Annotated in this window: 15 protein-coding genes; 2 read left to right on the top strand and 13 right to left on the bottom strand. The window is 62.3% G+C overall.

Annotation, left to right across the window (positions count from 1 at the left end; translation table 11 throughout):
* Positions 1 to 83: 83 nt before the first annotated feature.
* The 7 genes from QMK47_RS02970 to hutC form a co-directional block, all read right to left on the bottom strand.
* Positions 84 to 914, bottom strand: a complete 831-nt coding sequence (locus QMK47_RS02970) for a quaternary amine ABC transporter ATP-binding protein (protein ID WP_003196894.1) — start codon at positions 912 to 914, stop codon at positions 84 to 86.
* Positions 911 to 1,762, bottom strand: coding sequence for an ABC transporter permease (locus tag QMK47_RS02965; RefSeq protein WP_003186705.1), 852 nt, complete (start codon positions 1,760 to 1,762; stop codon positions 911 to 913). The genes QMK47_RS02970 and QMK47_RS02965 overlap by 4 nt, the downstream gene beginning before the upstream one ends.
* A 71-nt stretch (positions 1,763 to 1,833) precedes the next feature.
* Entirely contained in the window at positions 1,834 to 2,802 is a 969-nt protein-coding gene (locus QMK47_RS02960; protein ID WP_003196892.1) for an ABC transporter substrate-binding protein, read from the bottom strand.
* Between the two features lie 70 nt (positions 2,803 to 2,872).
* A complete protein-coding gene (locus QMK47_RS02955) occupies positions 2,873 to 4,339 on the bottom strand; it encodes a cytosine permease (RefSeq protein ID WP_320389784.1) in 1,467 nt (488 codons plus the stop codon).
* 148 nt (positions 4,340 to 4,487) lie between these two features.
* Positions 4,488 to 6,176, bottom strand: coding sequence for a urocanate hydratase (hutU, locus tag QMK47_RS02950; RefSeq protein WP_092222286.1), 1,689 nt, complete (start codon positions 6,174 to 6,176; stop codon positions 4,488 to 4,490).
* A 526-nt stretch (positions 6,177 to 6,702) separates the two neighbouring features.
* Positions 6,703 to 7,272: a HutD family protein gene (locus tag QMK47_RS02945; protein ID WP_253471044.1), complete on the bottom strand. Its 570-nt coding sequence runs from the start codon at positions 7,270 to 7,272 to the stop codon at positions 6,703 to 6,705.
* Positions 7,269 to 7,979, bottom strand: a complete 711-nt coding sequence (hutC, locus tag QMK47_RS02940) for a histidine utilization repressor (RefSeq protein WP_214511053.1) — start codon at positions 7,977 to 7,979, stop codon at positions 7,269 to 7,271. Before hutC ends, QMK47_RS02945 begins: the two co-directional genes overlap by 4 nt.
* Before the next feature lie 143 nt (positions 7,980 to 8,122).
* Here hutC and QMK47_RS02935 point away from each other — a divergent pair, with 143 nt between their 5' ends.
* On the top strand, positions 8,123 to 9,487 hold the full coding sequence (locus QMK47_RS02935) for a formimidoylglutamate deiminase (protein WP_320389783.1): 1,365 nt from the start codon (positions 8,123 to 8,125) through the stop codon (positions 9,485 to 9,487).
* Positions 9,488 to 9,607: 120 nt separating this feature from the next.
* On the opposite strand, the gene QMK47_RS02930 is transcribed toward QMK47_RS02935, so the two are convergent.
* Together QMK47_RS02930 and QMK47_RS02925 are read right to left on the bottom strand one after the other, a co-directional pair.
* Positions 9,608 to 10,177: a lipocalin family protein gene (locus tag QMK47_RS02930; protein ID WP_253471040.1), complete on the bottom strand. Its 570-nt coding sequence runs from the start codon at positions 10,175 to 10,177 to the stop codon at positions 9,608 to 9,610.
* A 31-nt stretch (positions 10,178 to 10,208) separates the two neighbouring features.
* Positions 10,209 to 10,463 carry a hypothetical protein gene (locus tag QMK47_RS02925; RefSeq protein WP_003196877.1) on the bottom strand — a complete coding sequence of 85 codons (255 nt, stop codon included), beginning with the start codon at positions 10,461 to 10,463 and terminating at the stop codon, positions 10,209 to 10,211.
* 283 nt (positions 10,464 to 10,746) lie between these two features.
* Here QMK47_RS02925 and QMK47_RS02920 point away from each other — a divergent pair, with 283 nt between their 5' ends.
* The gene (locus QMK47_RS02920; RefSeq protein WP_320389782.1) at positions 10,747 to 12,639 is read left to right on the top strand and encodes a methyl-accepting chemotaxis protein; all 1,893 of its coding nucleotides are present in this window, start codon (positions 10,747 to 10,749) and stop codon (positions 12,637 to 12,639) included.
* 111 nt (positions 12,640 to 12,750) lie between these two features.
* Here QMK47_RS02920 and QMK47_RS02915 read toward each other — a convergent pair whose 3' ends face one another.
* The 4 genes from QMK47_RS02915 to QMK47_RS02900 form a co-directional block, all read right to left on the bottom strand.
* On the bottom strand, positions 12,751 to 13,347 hold the full coding sequence (locus QMK47_RS02915; protein ID WP_253471036.1) for a DUF924 family protein: 597 nt from the start codon (positions 13,345 to 13,347) through the stop codon (positions 12,751 to 12,753).
* Between the two features lie 3 nt (positions 13,348 to 13,350).
* Positions 13,351 to 14,361 carry a class 1 fructose-bisphosphatase gene (locus QMK47_RS02910; protein ID WP_018607993.1) on the bottom strand — a complete coding sequence of 337 codons (1,011 nt, stop codon included), beginning with the start codon at positions 14,359 to 14,361 and terminating at the stop codon, positions 13,351 to 13,353.
* A 219-nt stretch (positions 14,362 to 14,580) separates the two neighbouring features.
* Positions 14,581 to 15,957 carry a DUF3999 domain-containing protein gene (locus QMK47_RS02905; RefSeq protein WP_258690209.1) on the bottom strand — a complete coding sequence of 459 codons (1,377 nt, stop codon included), beginning with the start codon at positions 15,955 to 15,957 and terminating at the stop codon, positions 14,581 to 14,583.
* Positions 15,954 to 19,592 carry a DUF2339 domain-containing protein gene (locus tag QMK47_RS02900; RefSeq protein WP_320389781.1) on the bottom strand — a complete coding sequence of 1,213 codons (3,639 nt, stop codon included), beginning with the start codon at positions 19,590 to 19,592 and terminating at the stop codon, positions 15,954 to 15,956. The genes QMK47_RS02905 and QMK47_RS02900 overlap by 4 nt, the downstream gene beginning before the upstream one ends.
* Positions 19,593 to 19,719 lie beyond the last annotated feature (127 nt).

The following is a 19,719-nucleotide window of genomic DNA, read 5'->3' as shown; positions in this document are numbered from 1 at the left end:
CAGGCCCAAAAGAAGCGGCCGCTGCGCGCCCGAGCGGGAGCAAGCTCCCTCGCCACAAAAGCGCGCCGACCACCACAAATCCCTCAAACCACCGCCGCCCGCCGTTGCACAAACCGATCGACATACTCATCCGCCGGCGAGTGCAGGATCTCGCGCGGCGTGCCGACCTGGATCAGCTTGCCGTCCTTGAGAATCGCGATGCGGTTGCCAATGCGCACGGCCTCGTCGAGGTCGTGGGTGATGAAGACGATGGTCTTGTGCAGGGTCTTTTGCAGCTCCAGCAACTGGTCCTGCATTTCCGCGCGGATCAGCGGGTCGAGGGCGCTGAAGGCTTCGTCCATCAGGATGATGTCGGTATCCGCCGCCAAGGCCCGGGCCAGGCCGACGCGCTGGCGCATGCCGCCGGAGAGCTGGTGCGGGTATTTGTTCTCATAGCCCTTCAGGCCCACGGTATCGATCCAGTGCAACGCCCGCTCGGCGCACACCTGCTTGCTCTCGCCGCGCACTTTCAAGCCATAGGCGACGTTGTCCAGCACGCTCTTGTGGGGCAGCAGGCCGAAGCTCTGGAACACCATGCTGATCTTGTGCCGGCGAAATTCGCGCAGGGCGTCCATGTCCAGTTGCAGGATGTCTTCGCCGTCCACCAGGATCGCGCCGCTGGTAGGGTCGATCAGCCGGTTGAAATGGCGCACCAACGTGGACTTGCCGGAACCGGACAGGCCCATGATCACGAAGATCTCGCCAGTGCCGATACTCAGCGACAGGTCGTTCACGCCGACCACGCAACCGGTTTCGGCCAGCACCTGGTCCTTGGTCTTGTTCTGGCGGATCAGCTCCAGGGCTTCCTTGGAGCGATTGCCGAAAATCTTGAAGACATTCTTGACTTCGATCTTGCTGATGGCTGCGTTGCTCATTTGCTCACCTCGTGCCGAGGACGACCATAGGCCTGGGTAATGCGGTCGATGACCACGGCGAGAATCACGATCGCCAGCCCGGCTTCCAGGCCGCGTCCGACGTTGAGGGTCTGGATGCCCACCAGCACGTCTTCACCCAGGCCACGGGCGCCGATCATCGAGGCGATGACCACCATCGACAGGGCCATCATGGTGGTCTGGTTGATCCCGGCCATGATGCTCGGCAGGGCCAGGGGCAGTTGCACGCCGAACAGCTGTTGCCAGCGGTTGGCGCCAAAGGCGTTGATGGCTTCCATCACTTCGCCGTCCACCTGGCGGATGCCCAGGTCGGTCAGGCGAATCAGCGGCGGCGCGGCGTAGATCACCGTGGCGAAAATCGCCGGGACCTTGCCCAGGCCAAACAGCATCAACACCGGAATCAGGTACACGAAGCTCGGCATGGTCTGCATGATGTCCAGCAGCGGCATCAGCACCGAACGCAGGCGATTGCTGCGTGCCGAGAGAATGCCCAGCGGAATGCCGATCAACACCGAGATCAGCGTCGCCACCAGCATCAGGGCGAGGGTCTGCATCAGTTTGTCCCACAGGCCCACCGCACCCACCAGGAACAACAGGCCGACGATCACCGCCGTGGCGACGACCTTGCGGGTGGCGTGCCAGGCAATGCCGCCGACGATGGCAAGCATCAGCCACCAGGGCGCCATGCGCAGCAGGCCTTCGAGGTTGACGATGGCCCACAGCAGGGTGTCGGAGATCTGCCGGAACACATCGCCATAGTTGGTCACCAGGGCGTCGACCCAACCGTTGACCCAGTCGGCGATGGAGAAGGTAAAGCTTTCGGGAAACATAAGAGACTCTCGATCAAGTGGATGCGGTGAACGTCCCGGCCAGCCCTACGGTTGGCCGGGAAGTATTCGACCTACAGAGCCGCGTCGATTTTCTTGGCAGCGTCTTCGCTTACCCAGGCGTGCCAGACTTCAGGATGTTCCTTCAGGAAGATCTTCGCCAGTTTCGGCGACTCGATTCGTTCCTTGGCCATGCGCCCGAGGTTCTGGTTCAGGATATCGATCGGCAGGTTGACCTTTTCCAGCACCGTCACCAATTCAGGTGCCTCGTCGTGGAAGGTCTTGGACAGGCCGACCTTGATGCTCACGCTTTTATCCACGCCCGGTTTTTCTTCCAGTTTCACCAGGTCCACCTGGCCCATCAGCGGCGTTGGCGACCAGTAGTAGAACAGGATCGGCTCGCCACGCTTGTAGCTCGACAGCACCGCGGCATCCAGCGCTGGGCCGGTGCCTGGGCGGAAGTTGGTGTAGGTTTTTTCCAGGCCATAGCTTTTCAGCATTTCGCTGTTGTCCAGCTCGCAGGTCCAACCGGCCGGGCAGTTGTAGAAACGGCCCTTGGACGGCTCTTCCGGGTCCTTGAACACGGCGGCGTACTGGCCCAGGTCAGCGATGTTCTTCAGGCCTGGCGCCTTGGCTTCGAGTTTGCGCTTGGCGTCGCCTTCAACCACGTAGCGCGGCACGTACCAGCCTTCGATGGCGCCCACGACCGGGGCACCGACGCCGACTACCTTGCCGGCCTTCTCGGCCTTGTTCCAGACTTCACTGCGGCCGACCCACTCTTCGGCAAACACCTGGATGTCGTTGCTGCTCAGGGCATTCTCCATGGTGATGGAGTTGCCTGGCAGGCTGTCGGTCTTGCAGTCGTAGCCTTTTTCCAGCACCACTTGCAGGACGTCGGTCAGCAGCATGGCGCTTTCCCAGTTCAGGCCGGCGAACTTCACCGGTTTGCCCGACTCGCACCAACCCGCCGCTTGTGTGGCGCCGGCGCTGGCCAGCAGGCCCATGGAAAGCAATGTGGTCAGCAGGGTCTTGTTCGACTTCATTATGTGACGCTCCTAATCAGTTGGATTGGCTTACGGCAGTCAAGAGGCATCCAGCCCTGTCAACGTCCCATCAGACCGCTTGGATGCGGCCCGCCCTGCTCGGTTGTGCGTCAACCGTGTCCCGCTCGAGCGGCAGGATCAATTGATCGGGTACAGCGCTGTGCCACTTCTTGGCGACGACGTAATACAGCGCCGCCGGAACCACCAGACCGATGATCCAGGAAATATCCACACCGCCCATGGCCGCCACCAGCGGACCGGTATAGAACTTGGTAGCGATAAACGGCAGTTGAACCAGGACACCGAAGACATACACGCTGAGGCCGAGGGCGTTCCAACGACCGTAGCGACCGTTCGGGTCGGCCAGTGCCGGCACGTCATAGCGCTCGCGAGTGATGCAGTAGTAGTCCACCAGGTTGATCGCGCTCCAAGGCGTAAAGAACGCCAGCAAGAACAGGATGAAAGACTTGAACGCACCGAGGAACGAGTGCTGGCCGAGCAGCGCGATCAGCGTCGCAGCGCCGACGATGACCAGCACGAAGACCAGGCGCTGCAGGCGCGTTACGTTCAGGTGACCACGAAAACCGCTGATGATGGTCGCGATGCACATGAAGCTGCCGTAGGAGTTCAGCGTGGAGATGGTGACCTTGCCGAATGCGATGCTGAAATACAGCAGCGCAGCGGTGGCGCCGGTCCCCCCCAGGCCCACGATGTAGGCCACTTCATGACCCGCGAACTGCCCATTGGCCGAGGCCGCGGCAAACACGCCGAGGATCATCGCCACCTGTGCGCCGATGACTGAACCGGCGCCTGCGGCAAAAAAGGTTTTCACCGAAGAGGTCTTGCTCGGCAGGTAACGCGAATAGTCCGCCACGTAGGGGCCGAAGGCGATCTGCCAGGATGCCGCGAGCGACACCGCAAGCAGGAAACTGCTCCAGCTGAAATGGCGGATTTGCAGGAGTGCGCCAACGTCCGTCTGACTCATCAGCCGAGCGAACAGGTAAACAAAGGCGATCACACCAATGATGCTGGCGACACGGCCAATGAAGTGAATCACCCGATAACCGAGCACCGTGACCAGCACGATGACACTGGCGAAAATGAGGATGCCGACACTGTCGCTGACGCCAAACAACTGGCCCAGCGCCTGGCCGGAAAGCACTGTTCCCGTTGCGGTGAAACCCAGGTACATCAGGCACACCAGCACGATCGGGATGGCCGCGCCATACACACCAAACTGCACCCGGCTGGAGATCATCTGCGGCAGGCCCAGCTTGGGCCCTTGCGCGGCATGCAACGCCATGACGCCACCGCCGAGCAGTTGGCCGATCAGCAAACCGATCAACGACCAGAACACATCACCGCCAAGCACCACCGCCAATGCACCGGTGACAATTGCAGTGATTTGCAGGTTGGCCCCCATCCAGAGGGTGAACTGGCTCAACAATCGGCCGTGTCTCTCAGTTTCCGGGATGTAGTCGATCGAACGTTTCTCGATCAACGGCTTGCTGCTTGCACGTGTGCTGGTGACAGCCATGGTTCAACCTCTGTGGATTGTTCTGCAATTCAATTGCGCCGCGCCCCTGTGGGAGCGAGCTTGCTCGCGATGAGGGCGTGTCAGTAGACGGAACCGGTACTGATCCACCGCTATCGCGAGCAAGCTCGCTCCCACAAGGGATCCGGGATTATTTGCCGGTAATCATCGGCAGGTTCAGCCCCTGTTCCTTGGCGCAATCAATGGCGATCTGGTAACCGGCATCGGCATGACGCATCACGCCAGTCGCCGGATCGTTGTGCAGCACGCGGGCAATGCGCTCGGCCGCTTCGTCGGTGCCGTCGCAGACGATCACCATGCCCGAGTGCTGGGAGAAGCCCATGCCGACGCCGCCACCGTGGTGCAGCGACACCCAGGTCGCGCCGCTGGCGGTGTTGAGCAAGGCGTTGAGCAACGGCCAGTCGGAGACCGCATCGGAACCGTCCTGCATGGATTCGGTTTCACGGTTGGGGCTGGCCACGGAACCGGAGTCGAGGTGATCGCGACCGATGACGATCGGCGCCGACAATTCGCCGCTACGGACCATCTCGTTGAAGGCCAGGCCCAGCTTGGCGCGCTGGCCCAGGCCAACCCAGCAGATACGTGCCGGCAAGCCCTGGAAGCTGATGCGCTCGCGGGCCATGTCCAACCAGTTGTGCAGGTGAGCGTCGTCAGGAATCAGTTCCTTGACCTTGGCGTCGGTCTTGTAGATGTCCTGCGGATCACCGGACAGCGCGGCCCAGCGGAACGGGCCGATACCGCGGCAGAACAGCGGACGGATATAGGCCGGTACGAAGCCTGGGAAGTCGAAGGCATTTTCGACGCCCTCTTCCTGGGCCATCTGGCGGATGTTGTTGCCGTAGTCGAAGGTCGGCACGCCCATTTTCTGGAAGGCCAGCATGGCTTTGACGTGGACGGCCATCGATTGCTTGGCGGCCTTCACCACAGCGGCGGGTTCGGTCTTGGCGCGGGCACGGTACTCGTCCCAGGTCCAGCCGGCCGGCAGGTAGCCATTGAGTGGGTCGTGGGCGCTGGTCTGGTCGGTGACCATGTCCGGGCGCACACCACGACGGACCATTTCCGGCAGGATTTCGGCAGCGTTCCCACACAGCGCGATGGAAATCGCCTTGCCTTCGGCGGTGTATTTCTCGATGCGCGCCAGGGCGTCGTCGAGGTCGGTGGCTTGCTCGTCGACATAGCGGGTTTTCAGGCGGAAATCGATGCTCACCTGCTGGCACTCGATGTTCAGCGAGCACGCACCGGCCAGGGTCGCGGCCAAGGGTTGCGCACCGCCCATGCCGCCCAGGCCGGCGGTCAGGACCCAACGGCCCTTGAGGTTGGAGTCGTAGTGCTGGCGACCGGCCTCGACGAAGGTTTCATAAGTGCCTTGCACGATGCCCTGGCTGCCGATGTAGATCCAGCTGCCGGCGGTCATCTGGCCGTACATGGCCAGGCCCTTGGCGTCGAGTTCGTTGAAGTGCTCCCAACTGGCCCAGTGCGGCACCAGGTTGGAGTTGGCGATCAGTACGCGAGGGGCGTTGCTGTGGGTCTTGAACACGCCCACCGGCTTGCCGGATTGCACCAGCAGGGTTTCGTCGTCATTCAGGTTGGTCAGGCTTTCGACGATCTTGTCGTAGCACTCCCAGTTGCGCGCCGCGCGGCCAATGCCACCGTAGACCACCAGTTCCTTGGGGTTCTCGGCCACTTCCGGGTCGAGGTTGTTCATCAACATGCGCAGCGGCGCTTCAGTCAGCCAGCTCTTGGCGGTCAGCGTGTTACCGCGAGGGGCACGGATTTCAACGTCACGGTATTTTTCAGGTTTGCGGGTAGCGTCGGTCACAGCAAAAACTCCTCAGCGATCAATCCAGACCAGCCCGGGCAGTGGGCAGCGATTTAGCGAACGTTGCGTTGAATATCGGTGACTCATACGCATACGTCTTTACTTGTATGTACAAGCATATGCAATCAAGCGGCCAACTTGTTGAAGGCGATGTTCAGGAACGGTTGGGGAATTGGCTGAAAGCCTTGTGATTTATGGGCTGCTGAGCTGTATGAAATTTTTGAAGAGGGTTTTCGAGGGGGAAATCGGAGGGGCACAGAAGCGTGGTATTGCGCCACGTTGGGGCGTTCGGTAACAAGTTGGTGCGCGGGTAGGGAACAATGAGCGCGCTTTTTGTGGCGAGGGAGCTTGCTCCCGCTGGGCTTTTGTAGGAGCTGGCGAAGCCTGCGATCTTTTGATCTTTCGCTTGGGATTCAAGTGTCTTTGGAAAGATCGCAGCCTCGTTGCACTCGACAGCTCCTACACAGCTCCTACAGGCCCAGCGGGAGCATGCTCCCTCGCCACAAAAGCTCTTTTGCAGGGCGGCTTAGTGGGCCGTCAGCTCAATCACGCAGCATTGACCGTGAGTGGAGACATCCACCAACCCGCTGTTACCGCTCAGTTGCAAACAGTCGTAGAGGCCCAGGTCCACAGCGGACTCACCGATCTTGATAGCCAGTCCCGGAGCGGCACTGAACACCAGCACCGTTTGCGCGTCACTGAAAAACCGCTGCTGGCCGCCCAACCACTGCAACCGCGCACGGTAACGTTGCGGCGCGTAGATCAGGTTGAAGTCGCGAATCGGTCCGCCCAGCAGTGTGCAAAACACATGGCTCTCGCCGCTGAACGTAAAAGGGTCCAGCGGATGCAAAGCCCGCGTGACTTGGCCATCGACGTTCAGTGTCATGCCGCTCCCTTGCAAGACACTGATGACCCGCTCGTAACCGGCGAAGGTGGAGAAACCGCCCGACTCACCGATGTCGGCAATCGACAGGCGCCAGCCGAAACCTTCCAGGCCGGCGCCGGCATCGCGAGTGATTTCCTCAGTGCTGCCGCCACCGTTTTTCCACGGCATGCGCGGGTAGTCTGCCGCACGTAAAACCTTCAAATGGCTCATTTATGAAAGCGCCCTTCCAGACTGTGACGGGAACCCGGATGGATCAGGCGTGCGGCGGTCACCGGCTGGCGTCCGGACCAGGTACGACGGCGGATCAACAGGCACGGCTCGCCCTTTTCGATCTGCAGCAACTTGCATTCGCTCGGCTCGGCCAGGATCGCCTCGACCACATGCTCGCCTTCGGTCAGCGGCGCGACCTGGTTGAGATAGGCGTAGGGCGTTTGCACGGTGAAGTCCTGCTTGAGGTATTCAGGCGCCACCAGTGCGTTGACGAAGCGGTCCTCGATTTGCACGGGGATGTCGTTCTCGAAATGCACGATCAGCGAATGGAACACTTTCTGGCCTTCGCGCATATCCAGGGCCAGGGCCCGCTCGGAACCGGCCGCCTCTTCTTCCAGGGTGATGACCTTGCAAGTGTGCCGATGACCACGGGAGGCAATTTCGTCGGCGATGTTATGCACTTCGAACAACGCGGACTGGCTCTTGGGCTCGGCCACGAAGGTGCCGACACCCTGCATGCGCACCAACAGGCCGTCGGCGGTCATTTCCCGCAGCGCACGGTTGATGGTCATGCGACTGAAGCCCAGTTGGCTGACCAGTTCGCTTTCCGACGGCACGCGGTAATGCGGCGGCCAGTTTCCACTGTCGATCTGCTGGGTGATCATCTGTTTGACGCGGGCGTACAGGGGGGCTGGACTGTCACCCATGTTTGCGGCCAGCGGCGGTTTGGCAGGCGGAGTCGACACGGCGGTTCCTTGTTCTGCGGATAAGAATGCTAGCTTGCCGGAGTTTACCGGCCAGGCAAACGTCTGTATATGTATATACAAATTACGCACGATGAGGTTGAACCATGTCCGCCTTCTTTGCCGAACGCGCGCTGCTGCCTAGTGGATGGGCCCATGACGTACGTCTTGAGGTCGATGCCGAAGGCGTCCTGACCCATATCCAGGCCGGCTCCCACGCAGACGGCGCCGAACGGCTGGGCGGTCCGCTGTTGCCGGGTATGCCGAACCTGCACTCCCATGCCTTCCAACGGGCCATGGCCGGGCTGGCGGAAGTGGCGGGCAATCCCAACGACAGTTTCTGGACCTGGCGCGACTTGATGTACCGCCTCGTCGGAAAAATCAGCCCCGACCAACTCGGTATCATTGCCCGCCAGCTGTACATCGAAATGCTCAAGGCCGGCTACACCTCGGTCGCCGAATTCCACTATGTGCACCACGACACCGATGGCGCGCCCTACGCCGACCCGGCGGAGCTGGCCCTGCGCATCAGCCACGCCGCCAGCGCTGCTGGCATCGGCCTGACGCTGCTGCCGGTGCTTTACAGCCACTCCGGTTTTGGCGGCCAGGCCCCCAACGACGGGCAACGCCGGTTCATCAACAGCACCGAAAACTACTTGAAGCTTCAGTCGCGCTTGCAGCCGATCCTGGCCGGGCTGCCGTCCCAGGCGGTGGGTCTGTGCTTCCACTCGCTGCGTGCCGTGACGCCCGAGCAGATCCAGGATGTGCTGGCCGCCAGTGACCGCGAGTGCCCGGTGCACATTCACATTGCCGAGCAGCAGAAGGAAGTCGACGACTGTCTGAGCTGGAGCGGCGCCCGTCCGCTGCAATGGCTGTACGAAAACACCGAAGTCGACCAGCGCTGGTGCCTGGTCCACGCTACCCACGCCAACGCCCAGGAAATCAGCCTCATGGCCAGGAGCCGGGCGATTGCCGGCCTGTGCCTGACCACCGAAGCCAACCTGGGGGACGGGATTTTCCCGGCCGTGGATTTCCTCGCCGAGGGCGGGCGCCTGGGGATCGGCTCTGACAGCCATGTGTCATTGAGCGTGGTCGAAGAATTGCGTTGGCTGGAATATGGCCAGCGCCTGCGGGATCAACGGCGCAACCGCTTGTATCGAACGGATCAGCCGATGGTCGGCCGCACCTTGTTCGATGCGGCGCTGGAAGGCGGTGCCCAGGCCCTGGGGCAACCGATCGGCGCCCTCGAAATCGGCAAGCGCGCCGACTGGCTGGTGCTCGATGGCAGCGACCCATATCTGGCCACGGCCCAGGGCGACGGGATCCTCAATCGCTGGCTGTTTGCCGGCGGCGATCGCCAGGTACGCGATGTGATGGTCGGCGGCCGGTGGGTGGTGCGCGATGGGCGGCATGCGGGCGAAGAGCAAAGCGCCCGGGCGTTTACCCAGGTCCTGCGCGACCTTCTGGGCTGACCCAATCAACCCTGTGGGAGCGAGCTTGCTCGCGATAGGGCCATTACCTTCAACCTACAGGTTGACTGAAAGTCCGCTATCGCGAGCAAGCTCGCTCCCACATTGGCTTTCGGGTGGCAGTTAGTCCGAGGTTTTGGCCATCTGTCGATCCGACGCGCGCCAGATCAGGCGTGTGGTGTCGTAACCCTGCTGGCGTGCCTTGCTCAGCAGCTCCTCGCGCACGACGCTATTGACGGTCGGCGTACGGGACAGCAGCCACATGTAGCGACGGCTTGGGTCGCCGACGATGGCGGTCTTGTAGTCATCGCTGACGTACAACACCCAGTATTGCCCTTTCGCCACGCCCGGCACGATCCGCGAAAACCAGTTATCGAACTCGACCCAGAGCTTGTCGGTCTTGCCCGGCACCTGCGGCGTGGCGGTGCCCCTGGCTTCTTCCCACTGCCAGTCCGAGGTCAGGCAGCGATTGAGCACTCCCACACTGCCGTCTGGCTTGAGGGTGTAGTGAGCTTCCGATTGCGCGCAATTGCGCTGGAAATACATGGGCAGGCGGGCCAACTCATACCAGGTCCCTTGGTAGCGCTTGAGATTGACGCTGTTGACCGTCTTGGGTGACAGCGGATCTTCGCCAGAAGTGGCACAGCCAGCCAAAATCAGGCCAGCCAAAAGCACAAAAACTAACCGCATCATTATTTTTCTCCCGCGGGCACGTGGCCCCGGTTTACTTCAGGCCTTGGCCGGAAAACATCAACACTTTGTCACCGGCGTACTGCACGCTGATAAAGCTTTTCTGGTCGCCCCAGGTACAGCTGGACATGCCGAGCGCGCCCGAACAATCGGTCGGTTTCCCCAGTAACGTTTCGACTTCGGACTTGGGCATGCCAGCCGACAGCTTCGAGTAGTTTTCCTGGTTGACCTTGCTGCATGCAGTCAATACGACACACACAAACAACAAGGCGATAGATCGCAGCGACATGGTGTAACTCCTGGAACGGAAGGGGGCTGGCAGGTGCCAACCAGAAGCTTAGAAGAGAAAACCCCTATCTGGTTCCCCGACGCCCCCGGTATTTATTGGGCCTGGGCAGGTGTTTCATCGATGAAACACCTACTTTGTGACGGCGTCGTGCATTTCGTCGGAATTGAACCGCTACCGGCTGATGGGATGGTCTGGCGCGCCGATAAAAAGAAACAGCGCAAACTACTGCGTTATGGCAAATTGACATCCAGTCCTGACCCGTCCCTCCGCGGTAGTGTTATTAATGACCAGAAACATGAAATTCAGCCATAAAATCCTGTTGGCTGCCGCCCTCGTGGTGGCCGTCGCATTCGCCTGTTTCATCCTGTTCAACGACTATCGTCAACGCCAGAGCTTGAACGCCAGCACCGAAACCTCCATGCAGGAGCTCGGCAGCCTGACCAGCCGCAACATCCAGACGTGGGTCGACGGCCGCATCCAGTTGCTGCAATCGCTGGCCCAGCAGATTGCCGTGGACGGCAGCAGTGCCGACAGCCTCAAGCGCACCGTGGGCCTGCCGGCCTACACCAGCAATTTCCAGCTCAGTTATTTTGGTGGCACCGACGGCGTGATGTTCTCGGTACCAGCCGGCAATCGCGCCGCCGATTACGACCCGCGCGCCCGCGGCTGGTACAAGGCCGCCAACAGCGCACAGCAAACCATCGTCACCGAACCCTACATCGCCGCCTCGTCGGGCAAGCTGGTGATCACCGTCGCCACCCCAGTGCAGCACCAGAACCAGATGATCGGCGTGGCCGGCGCGGACATCGACCTGTCCAGCGTCAGTGCCATCATCAACTCGCTGAACTTCGGCGGCCACGGCCACGCGTTCATCGTCAGTGCCGACGGCAAGATCCTGATCCATCCGGACAGCAAGCGCGTGCTCAAGACCCTGGCCGAGGCCTACCCTAACGGCGCGCCTCAAATCAGCCCGGGCGTGAAAGAAGTCGATCTCGACGGCAAGACCCAATTCATCTCCTTCACCCACGTCAACGGCGTGCCAGGAGCCGACTGGTACGTGGCACTGGTGCTCGACAAGGACACCGCGCTGGCGATGCTCAGTGAGTTCCGTACGTCGGCGCTGATCGCCATGGTCATCGCCGTGGTGTTCATCATCGCCCTGCTCGGCATGTTGATCCGCGTGCTGATGCAACCGCTGCTGACCATGGGCCGCGCCATGCATGACATCGCCGAAGGCGAAGGCGACCTGACCCGGCGCCTGGTCATCCACGGCCAGGACGAATTCGGCGCGCTGGGGACTTCGTTCAACCGCTTTGTCGAGCGCATTCATACCTCGATCCGTGAAGTGGCCTCGGCCACCGGCCAGGTCAACGAAGTCGCCCTGCGCGTGGTCAGCGCGTCCAACTCGTCGATGTTCAACTCCGACCAGCAGGCTTCGCGCACCAGCAGCGTGGCCGCGGCCATCAACCAGCTCGGTGCCGCCGCCCAGGAAATCGCCCAGAACGCCGCCCTCGCCTCGCAACATTCCAGCGATGCGCGCAGCCTGGCTGAAGATGGCCAACAAGTGGTGGATAAAACCATCGCGGCCATGCAGCAGTTGTCGGCCAAGATCAGCGATTCGTGCGGCAACATCGAAACCTTGAACAGCAACACCGTGAACATCGGCCAGATTCTTGAGGTGATCACCAGCATTTCCCAGCAGACCAACCTGCTCGCCCTCAACGCCGCCATCGAAGCGGCCCGTGCCGGTGAAGCCGGACGCGGCTTCGCCGTGGTGGCCGATGAAGTGCGCAACCTGGCCCACCGCACCCAGGATTCGGCGCAGCAAGTGCAGAAGATGATCGAAGAACTGCAAGTTGGCGCCCGGGAAGCGGTACTGACCATGACCGACAGCCAGCGCCAGAGCGAAAGCAGCGTCGGCATCGCCAACCAGGCCGGCGAACGCCTGGGCAGCGTGACCCAGCGTATTGGTGAAATCGACGGCATGAACCAGTCCGTGGCGACCGCCACCGAAGAACAGACCGCCGTGGTGGAGTCAATCAACGTCGACATCACCGAGATCAACACCCTGAACCAGGAAGGCGTGGAAAACCTGCAAGCCACCTTGCGGGCCTGTGCCGACCTGGAGCAGCAGGCGGCACGGTTGAAGCAGTTGGTGGGTAGCTTCCGGATCTAGTCCGGAAGGGCCCCATCGCGAGCAAGCTCGCTCCCACACTGGATTTCCATTCGCTGAAAGTCCTGTGGGAGCGAGCTTGCTCGCGATAGCGGCATCAGCCTCACAGCAAAATCAGAACCTGGACCCAGGCCTGCTCAAAAACTCCAGTTCATCAGCCGTGGACTCGCGCCCCAACACCGCATTGCGATGGGGAAAGCGGCCAAACCGGGCAATGATCTTCTGATGCCGTTCAGCATAATCCAGGTTGTCTTCAAACACTGCCCGCTGCGCCTCCGGCTGGTCTCGCACCAGGTCGATAAACCGCGACACGGCCTCGTTCTGCACCGCGAGGTTTTCGCAGTGTTCGAGCACGAGGTAGATGAATACGCGTTGGATCGGTTTGAGTTGCCGGTCGAAATCCGCTGCCATGCCCTGGGCCACCAGCGCTTGGGCACGCAGGTCACCGGAGAAGGCCTTAGGGGTGTCGCGAAAGATCATTCGCGGGAGTTGGTCGAGTAGCAGCACCAGGGCCAGCCAGCCTTCCGGGCGTTGCGCCCAGTCGGTCAATTCGCCGGCCAGTGCCAGCTCGACCTGATCGCCAAAGCGCTCGTTGGCCTGGCGATCATGGCGTTTGCCGAACCACAGCTTGCCTCTGTCAGCCGATATCTCGTCCGGTGTCTTGGCTGAACCAAACCACCAATCGAGCAACGGCTGCCAGGGCTCGGCCATGATTTATTCCTTGTGGTAGGCCGTGGCGCGCGCCACTTCTTCTTTCGAGCCAAGGAACACGGCCACGCGCTGGTGCAGGCCTTCAGGCTTGATATCGAGGATACGCTGGTGGCCGTCGGTGGAAGCGCCGCCCGCCTGTTCCACCAGGAACGACATCGGGTTGGCTTCGTACATCAGGCGCAGTTTGCCCGGCTTGGACGGCTCACGGCTGTCGCGCGGGTACATGAACAGACCGCCACGGGTCAGGATACGGTGCACATCGGCAACCATCGCGGCGACCCAGCGCATGTTGTAGTTCTTTTTCAGCGGGCCTTCTTCGCCCGCCAGCAACTCTTCAACGTAGCGTTTTACCGGGGCTTCCCAGTGACGCTGGTTGGACATGTTGATGGCGAATTCCTGGGTGGTTTCAGGAATGGTGATGTCTTCGTGGGTCAGTACGAAGCTGCCCATTTCGCGGTCCAGGGTGAAGCCCTTGACGCCGTCGCCCAGGGTCAGCACCAGCATGGTCTGAGGGCCGTAGATGGCATAGCCGGCGGCGACCTGCTCGGTGCCTGGCTGCAGGAAGGCCTTTTCATTCAAGGCTTCGTTCTGGCTCAGGTATTCATTCGGGCAACGCAGTACCGAGAAGATGGTGCCAACCGGCGCGTTGATGTCGATGTTCGACGAACCGTCCAGTGGGTCAAACACCAGCAGGTAGGCACCCTTGGGGTATTTGCCCGGGATCTGGTAGGCATTGTCCATTTCCTCGGACGCCATGCCGGCCAGGTGACCGCCCCATTCGTTGGCTTCGAGCAGGATTTCGTTGGACAGCACGTCGAGCTTCTTCTGCACTTCGCCCTGCACGTTTTCAGTGCCCATGCTGCCCAGGACACCACCCAGCGCGCCTTTGGAGACGGCGTGGCTGATTTCCTTGCACGCACGCGCCACCACTTCGATCAAAAAGCGCAGATCGGCAGGGGTGTTGTTGCTGCGGGTCTGCTCAATCAAATAGCGACTCAAGGTAACGCGGGACATGGACGGCTCCGAAGAATAGGGGACGGAAAAACCAGCGCAGTTTAGCGCGAGTCGGGACTTAATTCCTCCTATGAGACGGGATATGGAGGATTGAGTTCACGGGGTGGGGCTCGCTTGGGTAATTCTGTTGGTTGAGAGGGCGCCATCGCGAGCAAGCTCGCTCCCACAGTTGACCGAGTTGTTCTATTGTGGGAGCGAGCTTGCTCGCGATGAATCACCTCAACTCTTGACCGGCGGCTTGCGCAACAGGCTGAACGCCATCGCCGCGAGGAACAGCACGCTGAGCAGCAGCACCGCCCACAAGCCGATTTTCTTCCAGTTGGTCTCGACCGTCGCAGGCGTGGTTACCGTGGCCGCAGCCGGGGTCGACGTGGCTGCGCCGTTCACGGTCGCCGTACCCAGCGTCGCCAGCCGTGACGGCTTGTAATCGGGCACCAGCGTGGTCAAGGGCAAGCTGGCCGCTTTCACAGTTGCGCTGCCCAGGGCCAGGCTGTAGGGCCCTTCGCCGCGCGCCAGGAACACCACCTGGGTCGGACGCACGGCAAAGCGCAGGGCCGGGGCTTCGCTACCCAGGCCGCCGCCACGCTCGTCCACGGTCAATTTCAATTGCTGCACGGTCTGGCCGGACAGTTGCAATTGGTTTTGCAGCACATCCTGGCCGTTCTGGGTCAGGCGATAGAGCAAGCCACTGCCCAGCGGTTGCCACGGATGGCTGCTTTCACGGCGACCGGCCAGGGTCACCGGCGCCAGGCTGTTGGCCTGGCTCAGCTCGACCTGCACCTGCTCGATGTTCAGCCCCATGGGCAACTGCCAGGTGTATTCACCGGCCTTCGTGGTGCTGCCGGCCAATGGCTGCGACCATGCCAACGGCAACGGCAGGCTTTCGCGACTGGCGCTTTGCAGCTGGGCCGAAGTCAGGATCGGCGCGGAGGACGGCGAATCCCACAACAATCGCAGGTAACGCGCCGATTGCCCCGGCAAGCTCACTTCATGCTGCTCGACCCGCTCATCGGCAAAGGTCAAGCGCGCCACCTGGCCTTCGCCCCACGACTGCCAGTGTTGCAAGTCGTCACTGGCTTCGATGGTGAACCGCTGGAAACCGTCGCGCTCACTGGTCCAGTCGAGCACCAACTGCTGCAACGGCGCCTTGAGCGCGCTGGCATCCAACAACCAGCCACGCAACTCCTCCTCCCCTGCTTCGAGCCGGCTGGAGGGTTGGACTTCCACCAAGGTACCGTTGGCGTTCGATTGCACCCGCACACTCGGCGCGCGCTCATCGTCATCGGCGGCGTTGTACAGCGGGAACCACTTCACGTCGGTGAGGGTGCGGTTTTCCCGGCTCTGGGCCGACTCACGCACCAGGGCATAGGCCTGGGCCTGGCCGGCCGCGTTGAAGACCCGCAGATCGCTCAGGTCGGTCTGGCGCGCCTGCAACTGCACGTCCAGCGGCAACGGCAGGCGATACCACGGCCCCTCGCCGCTCAAGGCCAACGGCACCTGATGGGAGAAATCCGCCGGTTGCTCCTGGGCTACGGCCGACAATGCCGTCCATAACCCCACCACACCCAGCCCGATTCGACTCAACTTGCGACTCAAGATGACACTCCCTCACTGACAGGCATAGGCGGCTCATCCTGCGCGACCGTCTCCGGGCGCTTGGGCGGCAGCGGCGCAAAATAGCCCACTACCAGCAGCAACACGCCTACACCGATAAACGAAACAATCCGCGCCAGACCGCCACGGTTACTCAATTCGACAAAGAACAGCTTGGCCACGACCACGGCGATCAACGCCGCACCGATCAGCCACACTTCACGACGGTGGCGCACATGCCCACCGATCATCAGCCCCAGGGCGATCAGGGTCCAGACAATGGACAACCCGGCCTGCACGAACATCGACTCGAGCAGCGCGTCCAGCTCGTACGGGACATCCATCCACTGGTGGGCAGTGCGCATCACCAGGGCGGTGAAGAACGCGAACAACGACACACCGGCGATCAACTGGGCGATGCGCCCGACGCGATTCCAACGGTTCGTCGATTGCTCCACGGCGTTACGGGCCCACACATAGATGCCGAACAAGGCGAACAGCAGGCCCAGCTCCAAGGGATTGAGCAACGGCACATAAGGCAGTGGCTCTGAGTTGCCATCGCTGAAGGTGTTGGTCAGCCAGAACCAACCGAGCATCAATAGCGCCATCGGCGCCGCTGCGTAGACACGGTACTCGCGCGGTTGGGCCGATACCGGCCACGGCAAGGTACGCGGCGTGGCCATCAGCACCAGGTACAGGCCTGGCAGGATCGCCCAGGCCAGCCAGCGCCAGGCGTTGTACTGCTCGGACAGCAACAGCAGGCCGTAACGCAACTCCAGCATCAACACCGCCATCAGCAACCAGCAACCGAGCACGTGGGCCGTACTGCGCGCCGGGGCCGGCAGCATCGGCGCCAGGCGCTTGAGAGAAAGGAAATGCACGGCAAATACCGCCAGCCAGGCCAGCCAGCCGAAATTCGCGGCCGGGTGATAGTGGCTGTGCCCCGTTGCCACCAGCACGCAGCCCGCCGCCGGAATCAGCAAGGTGCACAGCAGCCCCAGCGCCGGCCATTTCAGCCGCTGCGCCAAGACCGTCCACACCGCCACGCTGATCGCCGCGACCAGCAGCAGCCAGCTGCCTTGCAGGTTCGCCGGGGCAAAGCGCAAGACTTCGCTGACCCACGCCAGCGCCCACCAACCGGCGCCCCAGATCAGCAGCAACTCGGACAAGCGCTGCAAGCTCAAGGCCTCGAGTTCCCGCGCCGCGTGCGCCCGTTGCAGGCGCCATGCGCCCACCAGGGCTGCCAGCCCCAGCACCAGCGGCGTCCAGAAGCCGCTATGGGCCAGCGGTCGCAGATCCTCGGCGTTGAGCGGCCCCAACAGCGCCGGCCCCGCGGTCAGGAACGCCGCACCGCCCAGCAGTTGCAGCAGCAGGCCGAAGACAAAACTCACGCGCTGTTTCAGGTACAGGCTCAGCCAGATGATCAACAGGCCGCTGGCCGCCCACACACCGCTCGCCGTTTGCCACGGCAGGACGAACAGCACCGCAAGGTTGATCAGCACCAACCCCGCCAGCAACACCACCGACAAGCCGCGCAGCAACCGGACATCGTTGCGCACCATGTCGTCACGTGCCGCCAGCAACATGCCGCCAATCAACGCCAGGCCGATCAGCGAGGCACTGAGCAAACCGCTCCAGCCCGCGCTGAACACCGCCGCCGAATCCCCCTCGGCGCCTTGCAAGCGCAGCAGGAACAGCGCGCCGCCCAGCAATTGCACCCCAAATGCGCTGAACAGGAAGCTGCGCGACTGCAGGCGCAGGCCAACAAACAGCGTTGCCAATCCAGCCAGGGCCCAGGCGATGGCGGTGCCGTGGGTGAAGAAGAACAGTGGTGCCAGCAGATAGAGGAAACTCAACCCCAGCACAGCCAGCACCGGCAGGCCTTGGCGCTCCCAATTGGCGCTGTGTCCGGGCTCAGCCTTGTGCAGTTGGTAGAAGGTGAACAGCAAGGCGCCGCCGAGCATCAACGCGCCCAGCGCAGACCCATCGAGCAGGCTGCCGTCGCCGATACGCAATTCGCTGACGAACGCCAGTGCCGAGCCCAACTGCAGCAACAAGGCAAAAGCCCGGGCGAATGGGCGCTGCTGGCGCAGGCCCAGCCAGAAGATCCCCGCGCCCTCCACGGCCCACGCCGCTGCGGTCCAGCGGGCGTCGAGCCCCAAAGGGATCGCCAGGCTGGCAAAAATCACCCCCAGGGCAAGGCAGGTTTCCGCCAGCAGCAGGGCGCGACCGCCCATCAATACCCGCGCCAGGCCCATGTAGATCATGCCCAGGGCCAGGGCGCTGAACGCAGCGGCGAACTCGAAATGCTGCACCAATGCGAACTGCAAGCCGAAGCCCACCAGCGGCGGGCCGAACAGCATGGTGCCGTCCACGTAATCGCCCTTGCGCGCCGACCAGTGCAACAGCGCATCGCGGCTGGCGTCTTCGGGAGCATCGCTCATTTCCAGCAACTTGCGCCGGGTGAACAGCAAGCCAATCGCCAGGTAGATGAGGAAGAACAGAATCAGGAAAGGTTCGGTGCTCCAGAGCAGTTCCGGTGTGTAGGAACGCATGCCCCAGGCGAAACCGATGCCGAAGGTGCCGACAAAACCGATCAGGTTGAGCAGGCGCCAGGCCTTGAACCAGGCAATCGCAAGGATGCCGGCGTTGAGCAGGATGAAATAGCTGAACAGCGCGACGTGGTTGCCACTGCCGGTGGAGGTCAGGATCGGCGCGGCAAACCCGCCCAGCGCCGCAGCCGCAGCCAGGCCCAGGGCGTTCTGGGTAATCGCCAGGATTGCCGAGAACACCGTCACCGCGACCAGCAAGCCCAAGGCCGCCTTGGAATCGAGCAACGGATGCAGGCGCATGGCCGCGAACACCGTCAGGTACAGCACCGCGATCCCGGTGCCCTGGAGCATAAGCGCATAGTTGCTGTTGCGTTGGCGCAACCACCAGCCCAGGCCCAACAGGCCCAACGCACTGGCCGCGACGCCGGCGTAACGCAACTCGATCGGCACCACCATGCCTTCAGTGGCGTAGCGCAGCAAAAACGCCAGGCCGAGGAACAACAGCACCACGCCGACCCGCAGCACCGTGTTGCCACCGAACAGCCAGTTGCGCGCGCCAATCACGGCGCGGTCGAACAGATTCGGGCCGCGAGGGGCCGCGGGTTTCGAAACCCTCGGTTCCAGGGGCATCGGTTCCAGGGGCAGCGGCGCGAAGTCGCGGTCGGCATGCCGACTGGTCGTGGTCGGCGCGGTTTTCCAAACGTCATCGGGCAACGGCTGGCTGGCTTGGGAGGCCATCGTGGGAACGGGCTCGAGATCTGGCGGCAACTCCCAGACCAGCCCTGGCTCGGTGCGCGCTTCGGGCTTCGCGGCCTGGGGCACGACAACCTCGGGCGCTGGCGCAGGCTCACTCGACGCGGCAACGGCCCCGCGCTCGAACACTGCCAGGCGTGCCTCCAACGTGAGTAAGCTCTGCTGGGCCTCCTGCAACAAGATCTGTTGCTTGGCCGCCTGGATACCCAGGCGCCCCAATCGAAACGACTGGGCGATGCCAAGCCCCACCAAGGCGCCTATCAGCGCATCGGCGAACGACTCGTCCACCACCCAGCCGAGTGCCAGGCCCAACAGCGTCAAGATCCATTGCATGGTCGATATCCCTAAGCGGCCCGTTGCGGGCGTAACCGGGGTGATGCGGTGCCTGGATCAGCCTAGTGGAAACCCCCAAACCCTGTGGGAGCGAGCTGTGTGGGAGCAAGGCTTGCTCGCGATCCAG

It is taken from the genome of Pseudomonas sp. P9_35 (assembly GCF_034008205.1).
Classification (GTDB): domain Bacteria; phylum Pseudomonadota; class Gammaproteobacteria; order Pseudomonadales; family Pseudomonadaceae; genus Aquipseudomonas; species Aquipseudomonas kilonensis.
This window is presented reverse-complemented; position numbering and strand designations above follow the sequence as displayed.